The following is a 19,718-nucleotide window of genomic DNA, read 5'->3' on the forward strand; positions in this document are numbered from 1 at the left end:
TTTATTATGTGGAGGAAAGGTTTAAAAAGGTTAAAAGAAGCTTATCCTAAAACCTGTCTATCCTTATTTTGTATGGGGTTGGGACAGTTTCTCTATGGACAAAAATTAAAGGGGATTACTTTTTTCTTAGCAGAAGTTGTTTATTTGACTTATTTCGTATCAAGAGGCTATAGAGATATGTGTGATTTCTTTACCTTGGGTACTCAAAAAGCAGATACATGGCTGGGCATTGTAGGAGATAACTCTATCGTTATTCTTTTGATGGGGATCTTAAGTTTTCTATTCATCATGGTATTTGTTTCTATTTACTGGATGAACATAAAAGATGTTTTTGCAGTAGAGGAGCAAATAAAAAGAGGAAAGAAGCTACCCGATTTTAAGCAAGAATGGGCGAGATTAGTAGATCAGAAATTTCCTATCTTCATTTTAACATTACCTGTTCTAGGTATTTTAGTATTTAGCGTGTTGCCTATTTTGTTTATGATTCTCATTGCCTTTACAAACTATGGTGGCAAAATTGTTCCTCCTGAATTAGTAGACTGGGTAGGAATAGATAATTTTATAAAGATTATTTCTCTTACTCAATTCGCTCCAACATTCTTTAAGGTGTTAAGTTGGAATGTATTATGGGCCGTTCTTTCTACAAGTTTAAATTACTTTGGTGGTTTGGCATTGGCACTTCTTTTTTCAAATAAAAGAGTGAGAGGAAAAACAATTTGGCGTGCATTTCCTATCCTTGCTTATGCAATTCCAGGTTTTATTAGCTTATTAGCCTTTAAATTTATGTTTTCATATGGTGGTCCGATTAATCAACTTATTCAAGATTTTGGTCATAAAGCAATAGGATTTTTGGATGTTGATGCAAAATGGTCGGCTAGATTAATTGGTTTATTTGTTAATGCATGGATCGGTATTCCATCTATCATGCTTCTTGCAACAGGGATGTTGTCTAACCGTGATGAGAGTCTTTATGAGGCTGCAAAAATAGATGGAGCTAGTCAATGGGTTCAATTTACAAAGATTACACTACCATATATTCTAACGGCGACTACACCTGTTTTAATTGGGCAGTTTGTCGGAAATTTTAATAATTTTGGCATATTCTATTTTTTAAGAGGAGGACTCTATTTAGATGATTATTTTCTTGCAAGTGACACAGACTTATTGATCAATTGGTTGTATAACTTATCCATTGACAATAACTATTACAGTATCGGCGCAAGCATTAGTTTGATTATTTTTATCATCACCTCTGTTATTTCCTTAGCGGTTTACGTTCGAACATCTTCATATAAGGAAGGAGGAAGATTCTCATGAGAAAATGGATTCGATTTTTTCAAAGTTCAGGTCTTTATTTAGCTTTGCTGATAGTGAGTTTCATTTTTCTTTTTCCCTGTTTGTGGCTGATTTTGGCTTCATTCTCTCGTTCAGGAACAATTTACTCTTTTAAAGGTTTCTTTCCGACTTCTTATAGTTTAAATAGTTTCATTACCTTATTTACAGATACAAATCTATATAATTATCCTAAATGGTTTATGAATACTCTATTTATTGCTAGTGCTAGTTGTATTTTGGGAACGATTTTGGTGATTCTAACAGCTTATACCATTTCGCGTTTTCAGTTTAAGGGAAAGAAAATTCTTATAAAAACAACAATGGTGTTGGGGATGTTCCCCTCTTTCATGGGTATGATTGCAGTCTATCTTTTGATGACACAATTTAATCTCATCAATCAATTATGGGGATTAGTATTAATTTATAGTGCTGCTGCTCCGTTAGGTTATCTAACTCAAAAAGGATTCTTTGATACGATTCCTCATAGCATTGATGAAGCTGCAAGAATAGACGGAGCAACAAGTTTTCAAATTTTTTGGCATGTGCACTTACCATTGTCAAGGCCGATTATTACTTATACAGCCTTGACAACATTTGCTTGGCCGTGGAGTGATTTTATTTTGCCCAAATTATTGTTGAAGGAAAAAGATTTATACACAGTAGCTGTTGGTCTCATGAATCTTGATGAAACGCAGTTTGCTCGCTTTGCAGCAGGTAGTGTTTTTATCGCTATACCGATTATCTTGCTTTATTTTCTACTAATAAAAAATATGGTAAAAGGGTTGACAGCAGGAGCAGTGAAGTAAAGGAGAATAATAATGAATAAAAAACTTCTATCTAAAAGTTTAATTGTTTTGGCAACAGGTTTATTAGCCATTATGTGCTGTACAACTAACTTGATGGCTGAGACATATCGATCTGTTGAGAATAGAGCAGATTTTTCTTCGGATGTTATCTATCAAATTATCACAGATAGATTTGCTGATGGGGATGAAACTAATAACCCCAAAGGAGAAATTTTTGATAAGGCTGATTTACGAAAATATCATGGTGGAGATTGGCGTGGTATTATCAATAAAATAGAGGATGGTTACCTAACAAACTTAGGAATCACAGCCATCTGGATATCCTCTCCCGTTGAAAATATTACAACCATTGATCCAACAAATCAAAGCGCTGCCTATCATGGGTATTGGGCTAGAGATTTTTTTAAAACGAATGCTGCTTTTGGAACAGAAGAAGATTTTAAAGAATTAGTAAGTACAGCACACAAACATGGAATAAAAATTGTTATTGATTTTGCACCTAATCATACCTCAACAGCCGAATATAATGGTTTGGTTTTTCCAGAGGATGGGGCTTTATACAAAAAAGGGGAGTTGTTAGGTAAGTTCTCTTCTGATACAGCCAAAATATTTAATCATGAGGGATGGACAAATTATAGCACGTATGAAAATGGTATTTATCATAGCTTGTACGGACTGGCTGATTTAAATAACTTAAATCCAACGGTTGATCAATATATGAAAGAGGCGATTGAAACCTGGATTGATTTAGGGATAGATGGTATTCGGGTTGATGCTGTTAAGCACATGTCTTTGGGATGGCAAAAAAATTGGTTGAGCTATATTTATGAGAAAAAAGGACTATTTGTCTTTGGCGAATGGTATACAGGAGGAACGGAGGCTGAACCGGAAATGACTCATTTTGCCAATGAAAGTGGGATGAGTCTATTAGATTTTCGATTTGCAAATTCCATTCGTAGTTTGTTTACAAATAGTAACTACACTATGACAGATTTTTACAATGTTATAAAGGCGACAGAAAAAGATTATGAGGAAGTTAATGATCAAGTAACGTTTATAGATAATCATGATATGAGTCGTTTTTCGTCCATAGTTAATGGAAATCAGGTTGCTGTTAATCAGGCTTATGCTTTATTATTGACTTCTCGTGGTGTTCCGACAATTTACTATGGAACAGAACAATATGATAAAGGTGATAGCGATCCACACAACAGGGGAGATATCAGTTCATTTGATACATCAAGTGATGCATATAAAATTATCAGTAAATTGTCCATTTTAAGAAAGCAAAACAAGGCTCTTGCCTATGGTTCGACGGAAGAAAGATGGATCAATTCAGATGTTCTCGTTTTCGAAAGAAAATTTGGAGAGCATGTAGCATTGATAGCAGTCAATAAAGGAAGTAATAACTATCAAATTGAAAATTTAAAAACAAGTTTGCCACAAGGACAATACAACGATGAGTTATCATCATTATTATCTGGAAATTCTATTCAAGTGGGGGTAGAAGGGCAAGTTTCAAGTTTTTCGTTGGCACCAAATGCAGTGGGAGTATGGGTTTACAATAGCCAAAGCAATAAATTATTATTAGGAGATGTAGATCCATCCATGGGGAAAACTGGAAATGAATTAACTCTTACTGGTGAAGGATTTGGAGATCGCCAAGGAAAAGTTCACTTTGGTAATCATGAGGCACAAGTTACAACTTGGTCAGATACATTGATTAGGGTTACAATTCCTAGTATCACATCTGGAAAATATGATATTAAGGTTTCTAACACGAGTGGTGAGGAAGATGTTTATAAAAATTTTGAGGTGTTATCAGGTAGTCAGATTCCGTTTCGGATGATTGTGGATAATGCTATGACCATTCCGGGAGAGAACTTATATATAGTAGGGAATGTCGCTGAGTTAGGCAATTGGGACACGAATAAGGCCATTGGTCCGTTGTTTAATGCAACTGCTTCTATTGCTCAGTATCCATCATGGTTTTACGATTTGAGTTTGCCAATCAACAAAAATATTGAATATAAATTTATTAAGAAAAATCAATATGGACAAATTGTATGGGAGGGTGGTGAAAATCACTTGTTAGAGACAGGAAATGAAGCTATGATTGTTAGAACACAGTGGCAAAATTAATTTCCATTCCCAAGTTAAAAATTAAATCACACTATTTGTAAAAAGTTAGGTAAAGAAGACCAAAAGTAGTTCAGAGAGGCGTTTTAGATATGACTAGAAACTGGTTTATCTTATCATATAAAAATTGATGTGTGTTCTTAAAAATGTAAATTCAATTTTTTCTATGAAATAAAACGCCTTTGATGAACCTCTTTAAACGTCATTGAATAAAAAAGTTCACGGCTAATTTAGCTAATTTACAAGTTATCGTTTGTGGTAGATATAAATTTATTAAGAGACAAAAGGTTTTTTTGTGCTATATCGAGGCTCTTTATCAAGGAACATATAAGGACACTGTTCTCCACAATTTATAAGAGTTAAGCGTAATTTATATATATGTTATTCGATTTTATACTTTATGCTATAGATTTTCCTACCGAAATTACAAAGTTATTGTTATTGCGGATTGAATTGTGCATATAAAAAATAAAACAATATCAGTCTTGAGACGGATGGCAATTTCCTCAGATTGGTTTATACTGTAGTTAATCCTAAATATTTTTCATATCTCCTTACAAAAACACCAACTCAGTTGGTGTTTTTGTCGTAACTTTTAGACTTGACTAGCAGAGAGGCGGCTTCACATCTAGAAATACGACTCAGAGTTTTATAGTAAAGTTTTGTCAAAAAAGTGAATAGATATGGAGAACATATTCTTTGAAAATCCAGTCCAGACTTTGTTGGATTCGTGTGATAAATATCGGCCATTCCCAAAATTGAGTCTGGTTTTCATTGAGGATAAAATTTTAGAGGAAAGCATATAAAAAATCAGCCAGTTGACTGATTTTTTGATATAATTTATTTTATGAAACTTCCACAATTTCTTTTTTTAGCCATTACAACAATCTTAGCCATTTATTTTATGAATGCTTCTATTTTGACAGGTGATTTTTTCATTGCGGGTCTCTATGCCTTTATAGCCTATCGAAACTTCCACTTTTCTTATAGAGTGACAAAATTTATCCGATTGATTGAGAAGCAGACCAAGAAGTCAAGCTGATTTCTCCGCTGGAGATGATTTTTGCCTTGCCATTATCCAGCTGGATGACGAGGTTACCTGTATCGGTGACAGCGATGGCTGTACCGTTAAATTTTATTTGATTTTCTACAAAGCTCACTTGTTGGCCAATAACAAGTGATTTTTCTTTATAGAGGGCGATCAGGTCTTTTTCATCTGTCTCAAAGAAGGCCCTCCAGATGGATGTGATGAGCTGGTTACGGGTAAATGGTGGTTGCTCTTCAAAGAGATTGCCTGCGGTATGTTGAAGTTCTTTTGGAAAATCATCAATAAAGACATTGATACCGACTCCGATAATGACATCTGTCACAGTTTGACTTTCCATGGAGGAGATAGCCTCAGTCAAGATACCTGCTACTTTTTTCTGACCGAGGTAGATGTCGTTGACCCACTTAATCTGAACATCTAAATCGCTCAATTCTTGAATGGCTTTTATGACAGCAGCGGCAGCAAGGATGGTATAGGGTTTGAATTCTAAGAAGGGGACATTTGGAGCAAGGCGGAGTGACATGTAGATACCACCTGCTTTGGAAGCATAAAATGGTCTGCCAAAACGCCCCTTGGCCTTATTTTGATGGGGAGATAGGTAGAGAGCAGGGGTGGTATGTCCCTGTTCAATCCCTTGCTTGGCATCCAGTTGGGTAGAGTCGCTATCTACTTTAAAATGAACTGGAATGTGAAGAGCCTGAGAAATCAGCTCAGGCAGAAGCAAATCACCATCCACAAGTTTATAGCCACGATTGCGGGCAGCTTCAATAGTTAACCCCTGCATCTCCAATTGACGAATAGCCTTCCAAACGGATGTTCGTGAAATACCTAATTCCTGAGCTAATTCTTCCCCGCTTATATAATCTTGTCGTTCTTCCAATAAGAGATAAATTTTTTGATAGGTTTTCATACAATCATTATAGCAAAATCTCTCCTAAAAAGTGATATAATAAACTATAAATCAAAATCAATCATAGATAGTTGGAACTTGGAAAATAGGTAGGACTAATGTGAAAAGTGGTAGCTTGGAAATAGATGCGTTTAGATCGTATGAGTCTGGTTTTGAAAGAGTATAAGGAGGTTGCTATGAAAACATTGGATTATATTGTAAAACTGACAAAGACCCCGTCGCCAACTGGTTTCACGACGGACATCATGAACTATATCAAGGAAGAAGTGGAATCTTTTGGGTATGAAGCTGTGAAGACGCCAAAGGGGGGAATTTTAGTTTCTGTCCAAGGGGAAAATAATCAAGAGCATCGCGTCTTGACTGCCCATTTGGATACCTTGGGGGCTATGGTGCGAGCTATCAAGCCAGATGGTCGATTGAAGATGGATTTGGTTGGTGGATTTGGTTATCCTTCTATCGAGGGAGAGAATTGCTTGATACATTGTGCTAAAAACGGCAAGACTTTTACAGGAACGATTCTGATGCACCAAACTTCTGTCCATGTCTATCGTGATGCTAACACAGCGGAGCGAAATCAAACCAATATGGAAATTCGTTTGGACGAAAAAGTGACCAGTGCAGAGCAAACGCGAGCCTTGGGGATTGAAGTTGGTGATTTTATCTCCTTTGATCCACGAACGATTGTGACGGAAACTGGATTTATCAAAAGTCGTCACCTTGATGATAAGGTATCTGCTGCAATTTTGATTCACTTGCTGAAAGTTTATAAAGAAGAAGGAGTGAACTTACCTTATACGACCCACTTTTATTTTTCAAACAATGAAGAAATTGGCTATGGAGCTAACTCTAGTCTGCCAGATAAGGTGGTAGAGTACCTTGCTGTTGATATGGGGGCTATGGGAGATGACCAGCAAACGGATGAGTATACGGTTTCCATCTGTGTCAAAGATGCCTCCGGTCCTTATCACTACGAACTTCGTCAGCATTTGGTGGCTTTGGCTGAAAAGGAAAAGATTCCCTACAAACTAGACATCTATCCCTACTATGGTTCAGATGCATCGGCTGCTATGCGGGCTGGAGCAGATGTCAAGCATGCTCTACTTGGGGCAGGGATTGAGTCCAGTCATTCTTATGAGCGAACTCATCTGGATTCTGTTCAAGCTACAGAGCGGATGGTAGACGTTTATTTGAGATCTTTTATGATTGACTAATATAAAATGAAAAGTCCAGTTGTGCTCTTTTGTTGCTTAGTATATTAGTCAAATACTTTATTCTGCACGAAATAATTCTCCATTCAAATTGTTTTAGATTGTCAAAAAGAGACTCACTGGATAAATCGGAGCAATTATTGAATAGTTACAGTGGTTAGGAGATTGGAAGGTAAGACAGAGAGGAGAAATACATGTCAACAAATCGTTTAGCTTGGGACGAGTATTTTGCGGCGCAGGCACTTTTGATTGCCAATCGAGCAACCTGCAAGAGAGCTAAGGTCGGTGCTGTTCTGGTGAAGGATAACAAGGTGATTGCTACAGGTTATAATGGATCTGTTTCGGGGACGGAACATTGTCTAGACCAAGAATGTTTGATGATTGATGGTCACTGTGCTCGAACGATTCATGCCGAAGTAAATGCTATTTTACAAGGAGCAGAACGCGGCATTCCCAAAGGTTTTACAGCCTATGTGACTCATTTTCCATGTTTGAATTGTTCTAAGCAACTTCTTCAAGTTGGATGCAAACGGGTAGTATATATCAATGAATACCGTATGGATGACTATGCGCAGTATCTGTATAAAGAAAAAGGGTGTGAGTTGGTACATTTGCCACTTGAAGCAGTTAAGAAAGCGATTATGGATGCAGAGTTTATTTAGAAGCGATAGACATTTTGGGAGGCGCTGATGGCTGACAAACAACTGATGCTAGAGCAAACGAAACAGATTTTAAAATCAGTCGTAGGTACGTTTCTTTGCTCTGACTTTCATGAGGGATACTCATAAGTTAGAAATTTTGGAGGAAAATATGATTTTTAAAGTAGCGATTTTACAGGCTCGTGCAGAAATTGCAAATATAAAAAGAAATATTGAGACTATAATCTGTTCTATGAAGGAAGCATCAAAAAATGGAGCAGACATTTTGCTACTTCCAGAATGTTTTGTAACAGGTTATGAACTTCCGATGACGTATGAAAAAAGTATATCCTGTGATGACGAAGTGATTATGAAAATATGCGAAGTGGCAAAAGAGTACGGTATAGGTGTTGTACTAACGTCGTTTACAAAAGGAAAAAGACAACCTCAAAATACAGCTTTTGTCATCAATAGGTCCGGTGAAATATTGATGAAATATTCAAAGGTACATACTTGTGATTTTGCTGATGAAAAAGATGTTGAGGCAGGAACTGAATTTAAAGTTTGTGATGCTGATGGCATAAAAATCGGTATAATGATTTGCTATGATAGGGAATATCCTGAGAGTGCAAGAATGCTTATGTTAAAGGGGGCAGAAATTATTCTTGTACCAAATGATTGTGGTTCGATGAGACCACGTATTCAAGCCTTGTCCACCCGAGCGTATGAGAATATGGTTGGAATAGCAATGGCGAATGCAAATGGGGAAAACGCAGGTTGTTCTTGTGCATACAGTCCTATTTGCTGGGACAAGAACGGGATTTGTCTTGATAATACAATCATGTTAGCGGATGATGTGACAGAAGGATTGTATTATGCAGATTTTGATATGAACACAATAAGGGAATATAGGAATAGTGAAATGATGGGGAATACATTTAGAAAGGTAGTCGCATATAAAGAATTATTGGATGCTACAATTTCAGAGCCATTTATAAGAGGTGGACAAAAATAGATTTCTCCTACAAATTCTAATTTTTCGCAGTAAAACAATGAAATAAAAGCAATCACATAGCCACTTACGAAACAGTATGAATTTGTCTACTTACTATCATTGAAACAGCAGATTGTTTTCTGCTGTTTTTGATTAAAAGTGTAGGATTTACAAGACGGAAACGCCTAAATCATGTTATAATGGTTATGTTATTAAGTCCCGAAAAGGTAGTCGTATGACAAATATTTTTTGCGACTAGTGCTTTGTAACCTAGTAACGCGTGGCAACTCAATCGTTCAAGAGGAGCTACGAGATTTTTATTAAAGGGGGACATGTTTATGTCAGAACGGAAATTATTTACGTCTGAGTCTGTATCGGAAGGACATCCAGATAAGATTGCAGACCAGATTTCAGATGCCATTTTGGATGCGATTTTAGCCCAAGATCCAGATGCCCATGTGGCAGCAGAAACGGCTGTTTACACTGGTAGTGTGCATGTTTTTGGTGAAATTTCAACCACTGCCTATGTGGATATTAACCGTGTAGTGCGGGATACGATTGCTGAGATTGGCTACACAAAAGGTGAGTACGGTTTTGCGGCAGAGTCGGTTGGGGTTCATCCTTCATTGGTTGAGCAGTCACCGGATATTGCTCAGGGAGTCAATGAGGCTTTAGAGGCCCGCCAAGATGCCAGTCAGGATCCACTGGATTTGATTGGTGCAGGAGACCAAGGGTTGATGTTTGGTTTTGCGGTGGATGAAACGCCTGAACTTATGCCCTTGCCAATTTCACTTAGCCATCAATTAGTTCGTCGTTTGGCTGAATTGAGAAAATCTGGAGAGATTACCTACCTTCGTCCAGATGCTAAGTCCCAAGTGACAGTTGAATACGATGAAAATAATCAGCCCGTTCGCGTGGATACCGTGATTATCTCCACCCAACATGATCCTGAAGTCAGTCAGGAACAAATTCGTCAAGATGTTATCGAACATGTTATCAAAAAAATCATTCCTGCTAGGTATTTGGATGATGAGACACACTATTTTGTTAATCCAACAGGTCGTTTTGTGATTGGAGGTCCGCAAGGAGATTCTGGCTTGACAGGTCGTAAGATTATCGTTGATACTTATGGCGGTTATTCACGTCATGGTGGCGGTGCTTTTTCTGGTAAAGATGCAACCAAGGTTGACCGTTCAGCTTCTTATGCTGCTCGTTATATCGCTAAAAATATCGTGGCAGCTGGGCTGGCTAGGAAAGCAGAGGTTCAGTTGGCTTATGCCATTGGTGTGGCCCATCCAGTTTCTGTTCGCATTGATACCTTTGGAACAAGTACTGTTGCGGAAAGTAAACTGGAAGCTGCTGTTCGTCAGATTTTTGACCTTCGCCCAGCTGGTATCATTCAGATGTTGGACCTCAAACGTCCAATTTACAAACAAACAGCAGCCTATGGGCACATGGGGCGTACGGATCTTGACCTTCCATGGGAACGTTTAGACAAGGTTGAAGCACTTAAAAAGGCTTTGGTGTAGTCGGTATATTGAAATAAATGCTAGGACAGCAGCGCAAGCTGTTGTCCTTTTTGTCCATTAAATGGCTAGCTTTTTCTTTTCTATTATGGTAAAATGAAACGTATGCCTTTTTATACGCTTCAAAAACCAAAATGATAGATGTTCACTCGTCTGAGATATTCATGTGAGTTGAGACGGGTGTAAATAAAAATAAACTTCTGTTTATTTCTAGTCTCCTAGTCCGTTGATAGGCTATGTGAGCTATTTTTGAGTTTCATTGGGGATGGGGCAAATTAAGAAAGTGAATGTTAATATGAAAAAGATTGTAATTAGTGGTGGGAAGGCATTGAAAGGTGCCGTAACCGTTAGTGGTGCCAAAAACTCAGTTGTTGCCTTGATTCCAGCCATTATTTTAGCAGACGGTATTGTCACTTTAGATGGGGTGCCTGCTATTTCAGATGTGGATAGTTTGATTGATATCATGGAAACCATGGGGGCTGCAGTAAAACGTGATGGTGAAACACTTGAAATTGATTCACGTGGCGTTCAAGATATGCCTATGCCTTTTGGCAAAATCAACAGCCTCCGTGCTTCTTATTATTTTTATGGCTCTCTTCTTGGACGTTTTGGTCAAGCCGTTGTCGGTTTGCCAGGGGGATGTGATTTAGGACCGCGTCCGATTGACTTGCATCTAAAAGCATTTGCTGCCATGGGAGCTACGACAACCTATGAAGGTCAAAATATGCGTCTATCAACGGATGGACGTCGTATGCAAGGGGCTCATATTTTTATGGATGTAGTGAGTGTAGGTGCTACCATCAATACTATTTTAGCTGCTGTTAAGGCTGAGGGGCGTACTGTCATTGAAAATGCGGCACGTGAGCCTGAAATTATTGATGTTGCGACTCTTCTCAATAACATGGGAGCTCGTATACGAGGAGCTGGTACAGATATTATCACCATTGACGGTGTAGATTACTTGAAAGGAACTCGCCACCAAGTGATTCCAGACCGTATTGAAGCTGGGACTTATATTGCTCTTGCAGCGGCTGTCGGAGAAGGTGTTCGTATTGATAATGTTCTTTATGAGCATTTGGAGAGTTACATTGCTAAGCTGGAAGAAATGGGCGTGCGCATGACTGTTTCAGAAGATAGCATTTTTGTGGAAAAGCAGGATAAGTTAAAGGCTGTTAGCGTGAAAACTTCTCCATATCCAGGGTTTGCAACAGATTTGCAACAACCGCTTACTCCACTTTTACTCAGAGCGGAGGGAAGAGGTACAATTATTGATACCATTTATGAAAAACGTATCGGTCACGTACAAGAACTGGCCAATTTTGGTGCCAAGATTTCTACGCGAAACAATCACATTGTTTTTGAAGGCCCAAACCAATTAGCAGGAGCATCTGTAAAAGCAACAGACTTACGTGCTGGGGCTGCGATGATTATTGCTGGTTTGATGGCCGAAGGGCGTACCGAGATTACCAATGTTGAGTTTATCCTTCGCGGTTACTCAAATATTATTGAAAAATTAACAGAACTGGGTGCTGATATCCAGTTGGTTGAAGAATAAATACAATGTGGGGCTGAGAATTTTCTCAGCCCCTTGGGTACACTATGACGATTTGGATGCAGTTGGCAAGATTTGCTTGCTTTGAAACAGAGCGTCTGCTCTTAAGACCTTTTTCCTATGATGATAGAACTGGCTTCTATGAGATAGTGTCAAATTCAGAAAATCTTTCATTTATCTTTCCAAGCATTATGGAAGAAGAACTTGCTACAGCTACCATGGTGGAGAAATTTATGCGATCTCCCTTGGGGAATTGGGCCTTAGCCGATAAGGTTTCCGGGCAGATGATTGGAGCGCTTTGCTTTGAAAAAGTAGATGAACGAACATTGGATGCGGAGCTCAGCTATTTTCTTAGAAAAGATTATTGGGGTCAAGGGTTGATGACAGAAGCAGTGCGCAGTTTAGTCTTTTTCGCCTTTTATGAAATCAAGTTGAGGGAATTGTACATTGTCACTCACTTAGAAAATACAGCTAGTCAAATGGTGGCCAAAAAAGCTGGTTTTCAGCAGGTTGAGCAGTACCGTGGTAGTGACCGCTATGGGCACAAGATGAGAAATTATCTTAAATTTCGCTTGAAAAGAACAGATTTTAGTTTAGAAATGTATGAGGATAAATAGATAAATAATGATTACAATTAAATCGCAACGTGAAATTGATGCAATGAAACGAGCAGGAGATGTCTTGGCGGAAGTTCATATCGGACTTCGTGACCTCATCAAGCCGGGGGTGGACATGTGGGAAGTAGAAGAATATGTTCGTAAGACTTGTAGGGAAAAAAATGTTTTACCTCTTCAAATCGGCGTAGATGGTGAATTGATGGATTACCCTTACGCAACCTGTTGTGGGCTTAATGATGAGGTTGCTCATGCCTTCCCGCGTCATTACAAGTTGAAAGAAGGCGATTTGCTCAAGGTGGACATGGTTCTCAGTGAACCGCTGGATAAGGCAGTAGTAGACGTTTCTAAGCTCAATTTTAATAATGTTGCGGCTATGAAAAAAATCACTCAGAGCTATCGTGGTGGCGTTGCAGATTCTTGCTGGGCCTATGCAGTTGGTCAGGTTTCTGAAGAAGTTCAAAACTTGATGAATGTCACAAAAGAATGTCTCTATCGTGGCATTGAACAAGCTGTGGTTGGTAATCGTATTGGTGACATTGGTGCAGCTATTCAAGAGTATGCAGAAGGTCTTGGCTATGGTGTTGTTCGTGATCTGGTCGGTCATGGTGTTGGTCCAACCTTCCATGAAGACCCAATGGTTCCTCACTATGGTACAAAAGGACGGGGGATTCGCTTACGTGAAGGAATGGTTCTGACGATTGAGCCAATGATCAATACTGGAACTTGGGAGATTGATACGGATGTGAAGACTGGATGGGCTCATAAGACACTTGATGGAAGCTTGTCTTGTCAGTATGAGCATCAATTTGTGATTACCAAAGAAGGTCCGGTTATTTTGACGAGTCAAGGAGAAGAAGGAACGTACTAATCTTTTTGCAGTCTCTAGTCTTGTCGCAGGGATTGAACAGCTACACGAAGAAGGAGAAGAGGATGAAAAAAGCTAAGTTTTGGGAAGGATTAAAGACATTCTGTTCTACCTTCTTTTCCCTTTATCAATCTTCAGATATTGATGTGACCAGTGTGGCAGTAGCCTACTATTTATTGATTTCCATTTTTCCAGTCCTGTTAACCTTGGCCAATCTTTTGCCCTACTTCCCATTTGATATTGATTTGATTTTGACAGTACTGGCTGATTTTGTGCCTGAGCGTCTCTACCCTTCTGTTTCTGACTTTGTGGTTTCTGTTCTGACAAAACCGTCTACTTCATGGTTGGGGATTTCTATTGCTACAACGCTTTGGACCTTGTCGTGCAGTATGACGATTTTGCAAAAGGCGGTCAATAAGGCATACGGAATTAACAAACATAGGGATTTTATTATTGGGCGCTTGATTGGTATTTTTCTAGGGATTGGTTTACAAGTTATTATCATCTTGAGTATAACCCTATTGACCTTCGGTCAGGTCATCCTTTCTTCCATTGATAAATTATTTCATTTTGAAAATGGATGGTTAAGAGGGCTTCTTAGTCAAACGCAGCTAATTGGCTTCATGGGCTTGTTTGCTGCCTTGATTATGCTCTACTTTTTCCTGCCTAATGTTCGTATAAAGAAAGTGCGTTATGTGCTACCTGGGACTATTTTTGTCCTTGTGACCATGGCTTCTATTGGACAGTTTTTCTCTATTTATGTGGATAACTATGCCAATAAGCTACTGGATTTTCGAATGATGGCGGCTGTTATCTTTCTTGTCTTTATGCTTTGGTTTATTTTTATGGCACAGGTATTGATTATTGGTGCTATTATCAATGCCAGTGTTCAAAGTATGCAGGTAGAGGAATTTCATGCTAGAGATGGGGATATTGTTTCTATTTTGAATCGGATTAAGGCAAAATTTACCTCTATTGATAAAGAAGGATAGAAACTTGTTCACTGATTGTCAACCTGTTATACTTGGTCTAAGAAGCTCCGGTAGCTTCTTTTTTGTTTTTTCCATGAAAAAGGAGTATACTAAAGAGAGGAGGTGAGTTCAATGAAGTTGATCATTGACCAACATTTTTGGGAGGTTTTTCCAGCAGCGCAAATTGCTATCCTGACTGTCAAGGGAATAGATAACCATTCAAAGGCTAGCAAAGAGTCTTATTTTGCAGATTTACTAAAGAAAGCATGTAAAGAAGCAGAAAAACACATTGAAGAAGAGCCTTTTACACAAAACCTTGTCATCAAGGAATGGCGCGAGGCTTTTACCCATTTCAAAACTAAAAAGGGTGCGCGCTCTTCTATTGAAGCCTTGTTGAAACGAGTTAGTCAGGGTAGAGAATTTTCCCCAATCAATCCGTTAGTTGATCTTTATAATAGCATTTCATTGCGCTACGGTCTTCCTTGTGGTGGAGAAGATCTGGAAAAGATTGTAGGGGATCTACATTTAGGAAAGGCTAAGGGAGGAGAATCTTTCTATCCATTGGGAGCAGAAGAGGATTCGCCGGCTTTAGCAGAAGAGATTATCTACTACGACCAGGAGGGTGCGGTTTGTAGGAACTTTAACTGGCGCGAGGCTCAAAGAACCATGTTGACGGAGGAAACTCAGGATGCAATTTTAGTGATTGAATCAATAACACAGGAACGGGCGTCTCTTGCTCAAGCTGCGATAGCAGAATTAAAACAGTTAATCGAGGATTATTTTGGTGTCACTGGAGAAATCCAACTTTTAACCATTGAGAATCCAGAAGTTGAACTTTAAGTAATTGAATAGAAAAACGAATGATAATAGTGAGTCAAAAAGACAGTAACTATGCTCATTCGTTTTTTAGTCATTTGGTTCATCTTGGACGGTATCAGTGAGAAACTCCGTTTTTCAAAATCAAGCTTTATGATATTTGTAATAATCATTTTAAACCGATGACTTCCAGATTATTTACTTTATTTCTGAGTAGGTTGACTTGTTTCAGCGAGCCTACGATCTCTCCAGTTTCATTGTTTATCCTTAAAGACAAACAATTTGCTCAATACATAGTTTAAAACGATAGCTGTGATCTGTGAGAAGAGAGTGGCAATAGCGTTGACCAGCCTGAGATCATTGTTAACAAATTGACCGATAAGGATTGGGAAGGCTTGAACGAGGATAAAGGCCAGCAGCATGTCTAGCCCCATGGTGACTAGGCGGGCAGAGATAAATTTGATGAAACGTGGAAACCAGCCCTGAGAACTTTGTTTAAAAACAATCCGATCATTGGTTACGAAGGCAAAAAGAATCGCAAAGATATTGGCAATCAGGGCGACAAGTACAATCTGATTGATGATTGCAAATAGTGCGATACGAGTTACCATATAAACAAGAGTCGTTGCCACACCAAAAATTAAATAGAGGACCACTTCATTTTCTAAGATTTTTTTCATAATATTTTTCATAGGATTAGTCTACCATTTTTATGTAAATTGTGCTATACTAAACAACGTTGTTGAATACATCCTTAAAAATCAACAACCCTTGGGGCTTGCTCACTTTACCCAAGCATATTTTAAGCATATTGCTAAAGGAGAATAGTATGAATACTTCTAAATGGACTGCCAAAGATATGGCAGAAATTGCTCTTGTTGCCGCGATCTATGTCGCTCTGACAATTACCCCCCCACTCAACGCTATTTCTTTTGGGGCTGTTCAGTTTCGTTTGTCTGAAATGTTGAACTTTTTGGCTTTTTACAACCGTAAGTATATTGTGGCTGTAACGATAGGCTGTATGATTTCTAATTTAATCGGTTTTGGAGTGATTGACCTCTTTGTAGGTGGATTCTCAACCTTGATTTTTGTTAGTCTAGGTGTTTTCTTGTTTGATAAATATAGGAAAGAGTATCTCTTTTCTGGTCTGTTTAATAAGGCTTTCTTTTATTTCTCATTCTTTTTTGCGGCAACCATGTTTACCATTGCTTTTGAATTGAAGTTTCTTTATGGGAACCCATTCTTTTTGACTTGGTTGACAACAGCGGCTGGAGAGTTGCTTTCTTTACTGGTAGGAGCCCTTATTATTGATGCATTGTCGAAAAAAATAAACTTTGAAAGATAGTTATAAATGTGAGTGAACACCTTCGGGTGTTTTTTGTTTGTGTTAAAAACTACGCTACTCACGGAAACCAAGATAGACTGAGGTTGGTAGTGAAGGATTTTTCCCTCTCAATGGGGAAGGGGAAAATCCAGATATCAAATTTTATGGAGCATCATTTAGAGGTTCCTCGACACCATTAAAATTGTAATCAGGTTATGCTTTTGTCTAGTGCTCCTCAAACTAAGTTGATAGGTTACTGTAAAGAAAAAGGTATTCTTTAGGAAGTGAAAGACTGTTTGTCTCAAATTGGTATGGTAGATGCTAATTTTTGAGGAGCATTATACCGCTTTCATGGTATAATAGGAACTATGGAAGAAAAATATATGAAGATTGCCCAAGAATTGGGTATTAGTTTAAAACAGATTGATACGGTCTTGTCCTTGACAGCCGAAGGGAATACCATTCCTTTTATTGCCCGTTATCGGAAGGAAGCAACTGGTAATTTGGACGAGGTAGTTATTAAGTCAATTATTGATCGGGACAAGGCTTTGACTGCTCTAGAGGAACGAAAGGCAACAGTTCTTGCTAAGATTGAAGAACAGGGGAAATTGACAGATCAGCTCCGTCAGGCAATTGAGGAGGCCGAAAAGCTAGCTGATGTCGAAGAACTTTACCTTCCTTACAAAGAAAAGCGTCGTACCAAGGCGACGGTAGCGCGTGAGGCAGGTCTCTTCCCATTGGCGCGTTTGATTTTGCAAAATGTGGTTGATTTGGAGGAACAAGCAACTGGTTTCATCTGTGAAGGTTTTGATACAGCCGAATCATGTCTAGCAGGAGCTGTAGATATTTTAGTAGAAGCCATTTCTGAAGACACCAAGCTCCGTTCGTGGACCTATCATGAAATTCAGTCCTATTCTAGCCTCTATTCGGAAGTAAAAGATCCAGAAGCTGATGAAAAATTGGTTTTCCAGATGTATTATGATTTTTCGGAAAAAGTAGCCAAGATGCAGGGCTATCGCACGCTAGCGCTCAACCGTGGCGAGAAACTCGGTGCTTTAAAGGTTGGCTTTGAGCATAATCTGGAAAAGGTTATCCGTTTCTTTGAAGTGCGTTTTCCGCAGAAAAATGCCTATATCAAAGAAGCCATTGGTCAAGCAGTCAAGAAAAAGATTATTCCAGCCATGGAGCGCCGCATTCGGACAGAATTGACAGAGAAAGCAGAAGAAGGGGCTATTGCACTCTTTTCAGATAATCTCCGTAGCCTGCTCCTTGTGCCACCGCTCAAAGGAAAAATAGTACTGGGATTTGACCCCGCTTTCCGGACAGGTGCTAAGCTGGCAGTAGTAGACCAGACAAGCAAGCTTCTAACCACGCAGGTCATCTATCCTGTTAAACCTGCTTCCCAGTCTCAAATATTGGAAGCTAAAAAAGAATTAGCTGCTCTGATCGGTCAATATCAGGTGGAAATCATTGCCATTGGAAACGGAACAGCAAGCAGGGAATCGGAAGCTTTTGTTGCCGATGTACTCAAGGATTTTCCGACTGTTTCCTATGTCATCGTCAATGAAAGCGGAGCTTCTGTCTACTCAGCTTCGGAGCTGGCACGTTCTGAATTCCCAGACCTGACTGTTGAGAAGCGCTCTGCTATTTCCATTGCTCGCCGTCTGCAAGATCCCCTAGCTGAGCTAGTTAAAATTGATCCAAAGTCCATCGGTGTTGGTCAGTACCAGCACGATGTCAACCAAAAACTTCTATCGGAGAGTTTGGATTTTGTAGTGGATACAGTGGTGAACCAAGTCGGTGTCAATGTCAATACAGCTAGTCCAGCCCTTCTCGCCCATGTAGCGGGACTTAACAAGACCATTTCTGAGAATATCGTCAAGTATCGTGAAGAAAATGGTGCTTTGACCTCTCGCCAGCAACTCAAGAAGGTACCTCGTTTGGGAGACAAGGCTTTTGAGCAAGCAGCAGGTTTCTTGCGGATTCCAGAAGCGGTCAACTTTTTGGACAATACTGGTGTTCACCCTGAGTCGTATGAGGCTGTAGAGAATTTGCTTGCGCTTTTAGAGATTGATCACTTAGATGTAGCTGCGCAGGAAAAATTAGCCAAGGTTGATATAGCAACTATGGCGGAAGGATTGACAATCGGTCAGGAAACCCTGAAAGATATTATTGCAGACTTACTTAAGCCGGGGCGTGATATGCGAGATGACTTTGCAGCTCCTGTTCTCCGACAGGATGTCCTAGATTTTAAAGATCTACAGATCGGACAGAAGTTAGAAGGTGTTGTTCGTAATGTGGTTGACTTTGGAGCCTTTGTTGATATTGGTATCCATGAAGATGGTCTCATTCACATTTCCAATATGAGCAAGAATTTTATCAAGCATCCGAGTCAAGTGGTGTCTGTCGGTGACTTGGTAACAGTTTGGGTTCACAAACTAGATCAACAACGTGAGAAGGTCAATCTGACCCTTGTGCCACCTCGTGAAGCTCACTGAGTATGTTCGGCAGGTCTCATTGGAGGACTTCGGTAAGGTATTTTGCCATGAAGCAGTTTGGAACAGGCGTTTGCGGTCAACAGGCGGACGCTTTTTTCCGACAGATGGACACCTAGATTTCAATCCCAGACACCTGGAGGAACAGGGATTGGATGTATTTCGGAAAATTGTTCGCCATGAACTTTGTCACTACCATCTCTATTTTGAGAAAAAAGGTTATCGACATAGAGATAGAGATTTTAAAGATTTATTAGAAGCGGTGGACGGTCTGCGCTATGCTCCCAGCTTAAAGCAGATTGCCAGACCGTCCCTACTGTATAGCTGCCAATCTTGCGGGCAAGTCTATCAGCGCAAGCGGCGCATTGACCTAACAAAATATCATTGTGGTAAGTGTCGTGGCCGCCTGATATTGCAGCAGTAGAGAATCAGTCCTTGGGCTGATTTTTTTGTACGCAAATATGGTATACTAGA

18 protein-coding genes and 1 riboswitch are annotated in these 19,718 nt (G+C 39.2%); of the genes, 16 read left to right on the forward strand and 2 right to left on the reverse strand.

Annotation, left to right across the window (positions count from 1 at the left end; genetic code table 11):
• Positions 1-6 precede the first annotated feature (6 nt).
• From SR187_RS02535 to SR187_RS02550, 4 genes are all read left to right on the forward strand, one after another.
• Positions 7-1,317, forward strand: a complete 1,311-nt coding sequence (locus SR187_RS02535; protein ID WP_120171406.1) for a carbohydrate ABC transporter permease — start codon at positions 7-9, stop codon at positions 1,315-1,317.
• Positions 1,314-2,141 carry a sugar ABC transporter permease gene (locus tag SR187_RS02540; RefSeq protein WP_120171407.1) on the forward strand — a complete coding sequence of 276 codons (828 nt, stop codon included), beginning with the start codon at positions 1,314-1,316 and terminating at the stop codon, positions 2,139-2,141. The genes SR187_RS02535 and SR187_RS02540 overlap by 4 nt, the downstream gene beginning before the upstream one ends.
• A 12-nt stretch (positions 2,142-2,153) precedes the next feature.
• Positions 2,154-4,283 (forward strand): alpha-amylase family glycosyl hydrolase, encoded by a 2,130-nt coding sequence (locus SR187_RS02545; protein WP_120171408.1) that lies wholly within the window; start codon positions 2,154-2,156, stop codon positions 4,281-4,283.
• A gap of 844 nt (positions 4,284-5,127) precedes the next feature.
• On the forward strand, positions 5,128-5,322 hold the full coding sequence (locus SR187_RS02550) for a DUF3272 family protein (RefSeq protein WP_024532353.1): 195 nt from the start codon (positions 5,128-5,130) through the stop codon (positions 5,320-5,322).
• Here the strand turns inward: SR187_RS02550 and birA are convergent.
• Entirely contained in the window at positions 5,282-6,238 is a 957-nt protein-coding gene (birA, locus tag SR187_RS02555; protein WP_120171409.1) for a bifunctional biotin--[acetyl-CoA-carboxylase] ligase/biotin operon repressor BirA, read from the reverse strand. The genes SR187_RS02550 and birA overlap by 41 nt on opposite strands.
• A gap of 176 nt (positions 6,239-6,414) precedes the next feature.
• Here birA and SR187_RS02560 point away from each other — a divergent pair, with 176 nt between their 5' ends.
• From SR187_RS02560 to SR187_RS02600, 9 genes are all read left to right on the forward strand, one after another.
• On the forward strand, positions 6,415-7,449 hold the full coding sequence (locus SR187_RS02560; RefSeq protein ID WP_024532355.1) for a M42 family metallopeptidase: 1,035 nt from the start codon (positions 6,415-6,417) through the stop codon (positions 7,447-7,449).
• A gap of 191 nt (positions 7,450-7,640) precedes the next feature.
• Positions 7,641-8,108, forward strand: coding sequence for a deoxycytidylate deaminase (locus SR187_RS02565; RefSeq protein WP_024532356.1), 468 nt, complete (start codon positions 7,641-7,643; stop codon positions 8,106-8,108).
• A 148-nt stretch (positions 8,109-8,256) separates the two neighbouring features.
• Positions 8,257-9,099 carry a carbon-nitrogen hydrolase family protein gene (locus SR187_RS02570; protein ID WP_024532357.1) on the forward strand — a complete coding sequence of 281 codons (843 nt, stop codon included), beginning with the start codon at positions 8,257-8,259 and terminating at the stop codon, positions 9,097-9,099.
• A 317-nt stretch (positions 9,100-9,416) separates the two neighbouring features.
• The gene (gene metK / locus SR187_RS02575) at positions 9,417-10,607 is read left to right on the forward strand and encodes a methionine adenosyltransferase (RefSeq protein ID WP_024532358.1); all 1,191 of its coding nucleotides are present in this window, start codon (positions 9,417-9,419) and stop codon (positions 10,605-10,607) included.
• A 292-nt stretch (positions 10,608-10,899) separates the two neighbouring features.
• On the forward strand, positions 10,900-12,159 hold the full coding sequence (locus SR187_RS02580) for a UDP-N-acetylglucosamine 1-carboxyvinyltransferase (RefSeq protein ID WP_120171410.1): 1,260 nt from the start codon (positions 10,900-10,902) through the stop codon (positions 12,157-12,159).
• Between the two features lie 44 nt (positions 12,160-12,203).
• On the forward strand, positions 12,204-12,773 hold the full coding sequence (locus tag SR187_RS02585) for a GNAT family N-acetyltransferase (RefSeq protein ID WP_120171411.1): 570 nt from the start codon (positions 12,204-12,206) through the stop codon (positions 12,771-12,773).
• A gap of 7 nt (positions 12,774-12,780) precedes the next feature.
• Positions 12,781-13,641, forward strand: a complete 861-nt coding sequence (locus SR187_RS02590; protein ID WP_024531602.1) for a methionyl aminopeptidase — start codon at positions 12,781-12,783, stop codon at positions 13,639-13,641.
• Positions 13,642-13,703: 62 nt separating this feature from the next.
• Positions 13,704-14,630, forward strand: coding sequence for a YihY/virulence factor BrkB family protein (locus SR187_RS02595; RefSeq protein WP_024531603.1), 927 nt, complete (start codon positions 13,704-13,706; stop codon positions 14,628-14,630).
• A gap of 111 nt (positions 14,631-14,741) precedes the next feature.
• Positions 14,742-15,449: a B3/B4 domain-containing protein gene (locus tag SR187_RS02600; protein WP_024531604.1), complete on the forward strand. Its 708-nt coding sequence runs from the start codon at positions 14,742-14,744 to the stop codon at positions 15,447-15,449.
• Between the two features lie 230 nt (positions 15,450-15,679).
• Here SR187_RS02600 and SR187_RS02605 read toward each other — a convergent pair whose 3' ends face one another.
• Complete coding sequence (locus SR187_RS02605; protein WP_373428438.1) at positions 15,680-16,105, reverse strand: GtrA family protein; 426 nt, start codon at positions 16,103-16,105, stop codon at positions 15,680-15,682.
• A gap of 40 nt (positions 16,106-16,145) precedes the next feature.
• A riboswitch (PreQ1 riboswitch) is annotated at positions 16,146-16,257 on the forward strand.
• On the opposite strand from SR187_RS02605, the gene SR187_RS02610 reads away from it, so the two are divergent.
• From SR187_RS02610 to SR187_RS02620, 3 genes are all read left to right on the forward strand, one after another.
• Positions 16,255-16,770, forward strand: a complete 516-nt coding sequence (locus SR187_RS02610; RefSeq protein ID WP_120171413.1) for a QueT transporter family protein — start codon at positions 16,255-16,257, stop codon at positions 16,768-16,770. It overlaps the preceding riboswitch by 3 nt.
• A 347-nt stretch (positions 16,771-17,117) precedes the next feature.
• Positions 17,118-19,247, forward strand: coding sequence for a Tex family protein (locus tag SR187_RS02615; protein ID WP_120171414.1), 2,130 nt, complete (start codon positions 17,118-17,120; stop codon positions 19,245-19,247).
• Entirely contained in the window at positions 19,234-19,668 is a 435-nt protein-coding gene (locus SR187_RS02620; RefSeq protein ID WP_120171415.1) for a SprT family protein, read from the forward strand. Before SR187_RS02615 ends, SR187_RS02620 begins: the two co-directional genes overlap by 14 nt.
• Positions 19,669-19,718: the final 50 nt, after the last annotated feature.

It is taken from the genome of Streptococcus ruminantium (genome assembly GCF_003609975.1).
GTDB lineage: Bacteria > Bacillota > Bacilli > Lactobacillales > Streptococcaceae > Streptococcus > Streptococcus ruminantium.

What these genes read in the sequence shown, in the direction of transcription:
- SR187_RS02535 (WP_120171406.1), top strand. Translation starts at nt 7, where the DNA reads ATGTGGAGGAAAGGTTTAAAAAGGTTAAAAGAAGCTTATCCTAAAACC.
- SR187_RS02540 (WP_120171407.1), top strand. Translation starts at nt 1,314, where the DNA reads ATGAGAAAATGGATTCGATTTTTTCAAAGTTCAGGTCTTTATTTAGCT.
- SR187_RS02545 (WP_120171408.1), top strand. Translation starts at nt 2,154, where the DNA reads ATGAATAAAAAACTTCTATCTAAAAGTTTAATTGTTTTGGCAACAGGT.
- SR187_RS02550 (WP_024532353.1), top strand. Translation starts at nt 5,128, where the DNA reads ATGAAACTTCCACAATTTCTTTTTTTAGCCATTACAACAATCTTAGCC.
- birA (WP_120171409.1), bottom strand. Translation starts at nt 6,238, where the DNA reads ATGAAAACCTATCAAAAAATTTATCTCTTATTGGAAGAACGACAAGAT.
- SR187_RS02560 (WP_024532355.1), top strand. Translation starts at nt 6,415, where the DNA reads ATGAAAACATTGGATTATATTGTAAAACTGACAAAGACCCCGTCGCCA.
- SR187_RS02565 (WP_024532356.1), top strand. Translation starts at nt 7,641, where the DNA reads ATGTCAACAAATCGTTTAGCTTGGGACGAGTATTTTGCGGCGCAGGCA.
- SR187_RS02570 (WP_024532357.1), top strand. Translation starts at nt 8,257, where the DNA reads ATGATTTTTAAAGTAGCGATTTTACAGGCTCGTGCAGAAATTGCAAAT.
- metK (WP_024532358.1), top strand. Translation starts at nt 9,417, where the DNA reads ATGTCAGAACGGAAATTATTTACGTCTGAGTCTGTATCGGAAGGACAT.
- SR187_RS02580 (WP_120171410.1), top strand. Translation starts at nt 10,900, where the DNA reads ATGAAAAAGATTGTAATTAGTGGTGGGAAGGCATTGAAAGGTGCCGTA.
- SR187_RS02585 (WP_120171411.1), top strand. Translation starts at nt 12,204, where the DNA reads ATGACGATTTGGATGCAGTTGGCAAGATTTGCTTGCTTTGAAACAGAG.
- SR187_RS02590 (WP_024531602.1), top strand. Translation starts at nt 12,781, where the DNA reads ATGATTACAATTAAATCGCAACGTGAAATTGATGCAATGAAACGAGCA.
- SR187_RS02595 (WP_024531603.1), top strand. Translation starts at nt 13,704, where the DNA reads ATGAAAAAAGCTAAGTTTTGGGAAGGATTAAAGACATTCTGTTCTACC.
- SR187_RS02600 (WP_024531604.1), top strand. Translation starts at nt 14,742, where the DNA reads ATGAAGTTGATCATTGACCAACATTTTTGGGAGGTTTTTCCAGCAGCG.
- SR187_RS02605 (WP_373428438.1), bottom strand. Translation starts at nt 16,105, where the DNA reads ATGAAAAAAATCTTAGAAAATGAAGTGGTCCTCTATTTAATTTTTGGT.
- SR187_RS02610 (WP_120171413.1), top strand. Translation starts at nt 16,255, where the DNA reads ATGAATACTTCTAAATGGACTGCCAAAGATATGGCAGAAATTGCTCTT.
- SR187_RS02615 (WP_120171414.1), top strand. Translation starts at nt 17,118, where the DNA reads ATGGAAGAAAAATATATGAAGATTGCCCAAGAATTGGGTATTAGTTTA.